Raw genomic sequence first — 7,485 nt, forward strand, 5'->3', positions numbered from 1 at the left:
CACCGATCCGTATATTCCGGGGAGCGACCATCGGGCAGGTCCGCGATGATCGCCTGGGCTCGATTCGTGATGGCGCGGCCGCGCACGGTGCTCGGCGTCGCGGTGGTTGTGATGGGGTTGTGCGGCCTGTTCGGGGCGGGCGCCGCCAAGCAGCTCAGTGCGGGCGGCGTCATCGACCCGAACAGCGAATCCGCACTGGTCGACCGGCTCGTCACCGAGCACTTCGGCCCGCAGAATCCCGACGTGGTGGCGATCTACACGGCCCCGGAGGGACAGACACTCGAGGACATCGGGCCGCGGGTGCGTGCGGCGATCGCGGCCATCGATCCCGCGCTGCTGGCGCGGCCGATCGAAAGCTATTGGAACAGCGTGCCGCCGCGCACGAACTTCCTGCGTTCCCCCGACAAGCGCCACGCGCTCGCGGTGGTGTTCACCGCGGGCGACGAGACCGAGCGCATCGCCGCCTATCCGGAACTCGAAGCGGCGCTGCGTGTTCCCGGCATCGACACCGAGCTGTCCGGCTACAGCGCGCTCTCCACCGAGATCACCGCCCAATCACAACGGGATCTGCTGGTGGCGGAATCGATCTCACTGCCGGTGACGCTGCTGCTGCTTGTGCTGGTGTTCGGCGGGGTCGTGGCGGCGTCGCTGCCGGTGGTGGTCGGCATGCTCGCGGTCGCCGGTTCGATGGGCGCCATCCGGGTGATCAGCGAAGTCACCGAGGTGAGCACCTTCGCGGTCAACATCGCCTCGCTGCTCGGGTTGGGCATGGCGATCGACTACGGGCTGTTCCTGGTCAATCGCTTCCGCGAAGAGATCGCCGACGGGCACGACGTGCCGCGGGCGATCGAACGCACCTGCGCGACAGCGGGCCGCACCGTCGCCTTCTCGGCGCTGCTGCTGATCTGCGCGTTCGCCGGGACCTTCGTCTTCCCGCAGGCGGTCTTGCGCTCCTTGGGTTTCGGCGCCATCGCCGCCGTCGGGCTGGCCGCCGCGCTGTCGCTGTCCGTGCTGCCCGCGATGCTCACACTCTTCGGGCCCCGCATCGGACGCGCCGGGACATCCGAACGCACCGAACGGTTCTGGGGCCGCATCGTCGATGCCGTGCTGCGCAGGCCGGGCGTGGTCACGATCGCCGTGGGCGCGGTGCTGCTCGCGCTGGCCGCGCCGCTCAGCGGAATCCGGCTCGGCGACATCGATCACCGGGCGCTGCCCGCGGGCAACGGGATGCGCGAGACGGTCGAACGCCTCACCGCCGACTTCCCCGCCGCGAGCAGCGGTGTCACGGCGGTGCTGCGCGGAGTGGACGGCTCGGTGCCCAACGCGGCCGCGGTCGACGAGACGCTGCGCGCGCTCGGCTCCGTATCCGGCGTCCGCTCGGTGCTCCAGGTCGGGCGGGCCGAGGACTTCGTTGTGCTGCACGCCTTCCTGACCGCCACCGATCGCAGCGAGGCCGCCGCGGCCGCGGTGCGCGACATCCGGGCCATGCAACCGCCGCCCGACACCGTGATCCAGGTCGGCGGCGACACCGCGGCCACCAGGGACAGCGTCGATTCCATCGTGGCGAGAATGCCGCTGATGGTGCTGGCCATGGTGCTCGCGACCATGGGCCTCCTGCTCGCCGCCTTCCGCTCGATCGTGTTGCCGCTCAAGGCCGTCGCGATGGCCTTCCTCAGTCTCGCCGCGACATTCGGCGTGCTCACCTGGATCTTCTCCGACGGTCACCTGGCGGGAGTTCTCGGCGTCAGCGTCGGACCGCTCGCCGCGGGCATGGTGGTGCTGATCATCGCGGTCGTCTTCGGCCTCTCCACCGACTACGAGGTGTTCCTGCTCTCGCGCATGGTCGAGGCGCACAACGCGGGCGCCGACACCGCCGAGTCGGTGCGCGCAGGCACCGTGAAGACCGCCCGCGTCATCACCGCGGCCGCCGTGCTGCTGGTGCTGGTCACCGGCGCGTTCACGCTCTCGCCACTGACGCCGATGCGGTTCCTCGGCATCGGCATGATCATCGCCCTCGTCATCGACGCGACCCTGGTGCGGATGCTGCTGGTGCCCGCGCTCGTGCAGCTCATGGGCGGCGCCAACTGGTGGATGCCCGGGTCGCGGCGCCCACGGCGGCACGTGGCCACCGTCCTGGAAAAGACCGGGGAACCCGCGGCCACCCATTCCTGAGCCCGTTGCGGCCATAGGCCGCCGTCACCGTCGCTGCGACGTTCGGCATCGGAAGACCGGCGATCGCAGGGGGTATCGTCGCGGGAGGTGGCCGAGTCCACCGGAACTTTCTCGAGGGCTTGCCAGCGTGTGGCACACGAGAGGAGACGGTCATGGCGGTGAATCCGGCGATCCTGGTGGGCGTGGACGGTTCCGCGGGCTCGACGGCGGCGGTGCTCTGGGCGGCGCAGACTGCCGCGCGGCACCGGGCGCCGGTGCACCTGCTCCATATCGTGGACGTGGTGGCCGACTACGGCCCCGGCGCCACGGAGCCGCTGACCGCCGCCGACTACGCGCGGCTCACCGAGCACGGTCGCCGGCTGCTCGACGCAGCGACCCAGCAAGCAGAGAAGGCGGCGGCGGAATTCGGGGGCGCCGAGATCACCACGGAACTCACGCAGGCGGTGACCACCCCGAGCATGCTCGATCACACCGCGGGCGCCCGGATGATCGTCGTCGGGACCCGGGAACGCGGCAGCCTGCGCCGTGCCCTGCTCGGTTCGGTCAGCTCGGCGCTGGCACGACGCGCGCACTGTCCCGTCGCGATCGTGCGCGAGGGCATCGCGCTCTCCCCCGAAGTGCGTTCGCGGCCGGTGATCGTCGGGGTGGACGGCACCGAGGTGAGCGAGCCCGCGATCGGCATCGCGCTGGCCGAGGCAGCGGCACGCGCGGTGGACCTCGTCGCGCTGCACGTCTGGACCGGTGTCGAACTGCCCGAGCGCTACGGAGCCGAACCGGACGCGATCGCCACCGAGATGGACTACGTGCTGGCCGAGAGCCTGGCGGGCTGGCAAGAGCGCTTCCCCGGCGTCCGCATCCACCGGGAGGTCGTCAAGGACCGGCCGGAACGGGTGCTGCGCGAACGGTCCGAGCAGGCGCAGCTGCTGGTGGTCGGCAGCCGCGGTCGCGGCGGCTTCGCGGGCATGGTGTTCGGCTCGACCAGCCAATCCCTGGTTCTCTCCGCGGACTGCCCGCTGATCGTCGCCCGCGACGCCGGCTGAGGGCCGCGGCTCCGGCCGCGACGGGCGCGCCGGAAAGCCGCGGCGTGTCGGGGTGAATTCGTGTTTCGATGGAACCGGTTCCGAGGCCCGCGCGTCTCATTCATCGATGGAACCGGCGGAAAGGGCGACCGACATGGACGGGGCAAGCACGTTCGGGGGACTCATCGAAGACGCGAAAACCGGTGCGCTACAGGTGCGCCTGGAACCCCAGGTCTTCGTCGACCTGGACCGCGCGTGCGGGGACTTGATCGCCGCGCTGTCGGACGCGCAGCACGACGCGCGAGCGCTCGGCGACCTCGGTCACTGGGGGCTCGGCGAGGACGACCCCCGCCTCTGGTCGGCGATCGAGCTGGTGAAGTTGTTCCGGGAGAAGGCTTTCGGCGGACCCAACAACGCCCACGACACGCTCGGCGCCTACATCGCGGTCGCCACCGAGATCCAGACCCTCTTCGGCGCCATCCGCGAGACCTTCGAGCGCACCGACGCGGAATTCGCCGCGCGCCTCCGGGAGATCACCGGATAGGGACCCGTCCGGGCCGCTGCTACGGACGCCGCCGTTCGATCCAGTGCGCGCCCCGATGGTTTCGTCCCGCGCACAGCCGGTGATGACCGTCACATCTTCGTGCGCCGGGGAACCGAACGTGCCGCGAAACGTCCAATGCCATGACAGACAACTTCTTTCGAGACAGGACGATGCATGAGGCTTCGAACGGCCACCCTCCTCGCTTCCACCGCGATCGCGGTGTTCGGCGTGATCACCGCGGGACCGGTGACGGCGGAACCCCTCACCCACATCCTGCCTGCGGCGCATTTCGACCACGACCCGGCCCATCCGGGCAACGGCTGCCCGCCGCCCCCGCTGGGACAGGACGGCAAGCCGCTGCCTCCGCCGCTGGGCGCCGACGGCAAGCCGCTGCCCCCGCCGATCGGAGCCGACGGAAAGCCGTGCCCGCCTCCGCTCGGCCCCGATGGCAAGCCGGTGCCGCCGCACGGGCACCACTGAACCACGCTCCTGATCGGGTGCGTCCGCGCCGAGGTCGGAGCCGGTCGCTCGTGCGCCCGGTGTCCGACCTCGGTCGCGCCGCTACCGTCCTCACGCCGCCGCGACGGTGAACCGCACGCCGCGGTGCAGCGGGCGCTCCGCCTCGTCGAGCAGCGCGACCGCGAAGTCCTCCATGGAGATTCGGGAGACGCCGTCCGGACCGCTGAGCAGTTCGTCGCCGCCGACCCGGTACTCCCCGGTCCGCTGGCCGGGCAGCAGTTCCGCGGGCGGGCTCAGGTAGGTCCACTCGGCGGTGTCGTCGGCGCGGCACACGGCGAGCTGGTCGGCGCAGGCCTGGGCGATCGCCCGCAACTCCGCGGGGAAATCCGGCATCTCGTGCAAGGTCGCCCCCTCGGCGCCCGGAACGATCAGCGTCGACGCGCCGCCGACCACCAAGAGCCGAACCCCCGATCGGGCCACTCCCGAGAGCAGCGCCGCGGTCATACCCGGCAACTCGGGTTCCCGGCCGACGGCGGGCCGGGTCGCCGTGATCACCAGATCCTGCCCCGCACTGAGCGATTCGACGTCCTCCGGGCTCGCGGCGTCACCCGTACGCACCGCGACGCCGTCCGGCAGGCCCGCTGCCCGTTCGGGGTTGCGCACCACCGCCGTGACCCGATGGCCCCGCGCGAGCGCCTCCGCGACGACCCGGCGCCCCACCTCTCCCGCCGCTCCGAACACAGTGATCCGCATCGTGAGAACCTCCTCGCTCCATAATCTCTTAGCGCTAAGTAACTTATCTCAACGCTAAACTATTCCGGTAGCGAGGGTCGGCCCGTCGAAGCTCTCGGTGGCACCGCCCGGCACGCGGTGCCACTCGAAAACCGGTCGTGGACAGGAGAAATGGCGCTATCGGCGTCTGGGGTCAGTCGGCAACCAGTCGGACGCCGTAGAAACTGTTCTCGCGTTGGCGACGGATCACGTAGGCGCCGGGAGCGGACCCGGTGGCCCCATGTTCGGGGTGCATGAGATAGGCGACGGTGTCGGCGACGAACATTCCCAAGGCCAGGCCGGTGGGATCGTCGAGCTGGATCGTCCATCGGCAGGAGCCGGGTTCGGCGACGAGCGTGTGCGGGTTTCCGCCCGCGACGCCGCGGAGCACCTCGATCCCGCCCGGCGGTACGTGGCGCCATAACGCGTCCGGTCGGGGCGCCACCGAATCGAGCAGACGCACGGGGATGACGAGAAGGTCACCCTGCGCGTGCATGCCGTCGATGACGGGGATACGCATTGCCTGCTCGAGCTGTTCGAGCACAAGGGAATCGGTCATGAGAAGCTTCTCACCTCAGGTGCGATGGAGGAGCTGGGAGTACTGCGCGCCGCTCAGGCCGTAGGTCCAGCCGGCCGCGGCGAGGGGGTCGTCGAAGTGCCCGGGCACGGTCAGCCCGTAGCGGCGGCGGGTGCCGTCGCGTTCGACCGACCCGTTCACAGCGACCAGGACGCGTTCGTTGCGGGGCAGGTCGTAGAGCAGCAGGTCGAAACCGGGGTTTCCCGGATCAGGCGCGGTCGCCACGAGCCGCATTCCTGTCTGGTCGAGGTAAGCGGGCCAGCCGAGATGCTCGATCGCGCACCGCCGTACCTCGATATTGGTTTCACGGTCGATGGCGGCGGCGGTCGGGTCGGTGATCACCCACTCGGGCACCCGCGTGCCGTGCCAGAAGTACAGCTCCCAGCCATCGCGGAAGCGCACGGCGGGGCCGTCGGCACAGTGCGGCCGCACCTCGTCGCTGTCACCCGCCGTCTCCACGACGAGCGACTCGGGCGGATCTGAAACGACGCACACTCGCTCGTCCGGCCACCACCACGGGCCGCACGCGCTCACCGTGGCGGCCAGCGAATCCCACAGCCGCGCTGCGCCGGGTCGACGCCTGCGCACGAAATCGAACCAGGCCGGAATCCAGCCGATTCCAAATCGTTTGTTCCAGCTCAGCAATGGGCTGCGTCGGCCGTGCGCCGCATCGAGAATCGGATCCACGCAGCTGCTCCACGACGCCGACAGCGGCTTGGAAACCCACATCTCGAACAATCGACTCGACGCCTCGGCCCCCGGCCGAATGTCGCTGCCGAGCGACAAAAGAGCCTGCGGCACAGTGCCATCGAGGTCGGAGTAACGCTGCCCGAGCTGACCGGGCAACCCCGGCTCACCGGTCGACAATGCGATCAACGGCGAGGATACCCACCGGAATCGGGGCGGACTCAGTCCGGCCGATTCGTAGAGTTGAGAGATCGCCGCTTCGGCGGCTGGACGGTCGGCGGGTGCGGTGGACAGCATCCGGCCCAACCATTTTCGACGAATTTCTGCAGCATCCCGCTGCGTGAGACCACTCACCGGATGACGGTGGTGTTGTCCTTTCCAACGATCATGACAACAAGAGTGCCAGACCGACCGCGCTTCGGCAACGGTCGGTCTTCGTCGAAACTACTGCGCTGTGTTCGAATTACCGCGCGGTGTTCGAATTACCGCGCGGTCGGATTACTGCGCGGTCTGCCGCTTCGGCAGCTTCCACCCGGGCCGCGGGAAGTGGCAGGTGTACCCGTCCGGGTAACGCTCCAGGTAATCCTGGTGCTCCGGCTCGGCCTCCCAGAATTCGCTCGCCGGGGTCACCTCGGTGACCACCTTGCCCGGCCACAACCCCGAGTCTTCGACATCGGCGATGGTCTCCAGCGCGACCCGCCGCTGATCCTCGTCGAGAAAGAAGATGGCCGAGCGATAGCTGGTACCGATGTCGTTGCCCTGCCGGTCCTTCGTCGTCGGATCGTGGATCTGGAAGAGGAACTCCAGCAGCGCCCGGTAGTCCGTCTGCGCCGGGTCGTACACGATCTCCACGGCCTCCGCGTGCCCCGGATGATTCCGGTAGGTGGGGTGATCGTTGCGCCCACCGGTGTACCCGACCCGCGTCGACAGCACGCCCGGCTGCCTACGAATCAAGTCCTGCATGCCCCAGAAGCATCCGCCGGCCAGAATCGCCTTCCGCGTGTCGGTCACGCGTCCTCCTTCGCATAGCGAGCTGTTCTTCCCGACAACCATTATCGGCCCCCGATACAACAGGCGATCCGACGCGAAAAATCCCTCGCCATGCGCGAGAGCCCCGCCGTCGCTATGGCGACGACGGGGCTCGTCCGGTTTCTTCGATCCGAGCGGGCGGTGATCAGCCGATCTGCGAACCCACCGCGCCGCCGATGAGGCCGCCCACGGCGGCGGCGGGGATACCGAGCGCGGCCGCGCCGACC

Annotated in this window: 8 protein-coding genes; 4 read left to right on the plus strand and 4 right to left on the minus strand. The window is 69.6% G+C overall.

Translation table 11 applies throughout. From position 1 onward, the window contains the following. Positions 1 to 45: 45 nt before the first annotated feature. The 4 genes from NL1_RS31470 (at position 46) to NL1_RS31485 (ending at position 4,215) form a co-directional block, all read left to right on the plus strand. Positions 46 to 2,172: an MMPL family transporter gene (locus tag NL1_RS31470; protein WP_067847178.1), complete on the plus strand. Its 2,127-nt coding sequence runs from the start codon at positions 46 to 48 to the stop codon at positions 2,170 to 2,172. A 152-nt stretch (positions 2,173 to 2,324) separates the two neighbouring features. Then, the gene (locus NL1_RS31475) at positions 2,325 to 3,212 is read left to right on the plus strand and encodes a universal stress protein (RefSeq protein ID WP_067847186.1); all 888 of its coding nucleotides are present in this window, start codon (positions 2,325 to 2,327) and stop codon (positions 3,210 to 3,212) included. A gap of 106 nt (positions 3,213 to 3,318) precedes the next feature. After that, positions 3,319 to 3,735 (plus strand): hypothetical protein, encoded by a 417-nt coding sequence (locus tag NL1_RS31480; protein ID WP_156095142.1) that lies wholly within the window; start codon positions 3,319 to 3,321, stop codon positions 3,733 to 3,735. A 174-nt stretch (positions 3,736 to 3,909) separates the two neighbouring features. Next, positions 3,910 to 4,215, plus strand: coding sequence for a hypothetical protein (locus NL1_RS31485; RefSeq protein WP_067847189.1), 306 nt, complete (start codon positions 3,910 to 3,912; stop codon positions 4,213 to 4,215). 90 nt (positions 4,216 to 4,305) lie between these two features. On the opposite strand, the gene NL1_RS31490 is transcribed toward NL1_RS31485, so the two are convergent. The 4 genes from NL1_RS31490 to msrA form a co-directional block, all read right to left on the minus strand. Continuing rightward, a complete protein-coding gene (locus NL1_RS31490; protein ID WP_067847190.1) occupies positions 4,306 to 4,947 on the minus strand; it encodes an NAD(P)-dependent oxidoreductase in 642 nt (213 codons plus the stop codon). A gap of 172 nt (positions 4,948 to 5,119) precedes the next feature. After that, positions 5,120 to 5,524, minus strand: coding sequence for a DUF8820 family protein (locus NL1_RS31495; RefSeq protein WP_067847191.1), 405 nt, complete (start codon positions 5,522 to 5,524; stop codon positions 5,120 to 5,122). Between the two features lie 15 nt (positions 5,525 to 5,539). Further along, the gene (locus NL1_RS31500) at positions 5,540 to 6,526 is read right to left on the minus strand and encodes a DUF6745 domain-containing protein (protein WP_084511205.1); all 987 of its coding nucleotides are present in this window, start codon (positions 6,524 to 6,526) and stop codon (positions 5,540 to 5,542) included. A gap of 201 nt (positions 6,527 to 6,727) precedes the next feature. Then, the gene (msrA, locus tag NL1_RS31505; protein WP_156095143.1) at positions 6,728 to 7,282 is read right to left on the minus strand and encodes a peptide-methionine (S)-S-oxide reductase MsrA; all 555 of its coding nucleotides are present in this window, start codon (positions 7,280 to 7,282) and stop codon (positions 6,728 to 6,730) included. Positions 7,283 to 7,485 lie beyond the last annotated feature (203 nt).

Origin of the sequence: Nocardia lijiangensis NBRC 108240 (genome assembly GCF_001613045.1) — a bacterium.
Taxonomy (GTDB): Bacteria; Actinomycetota; Actinomycetes; order Mycobacteriales; family Mycobacteriaceae; genus Nocardia; species Nocardia lijiangensis.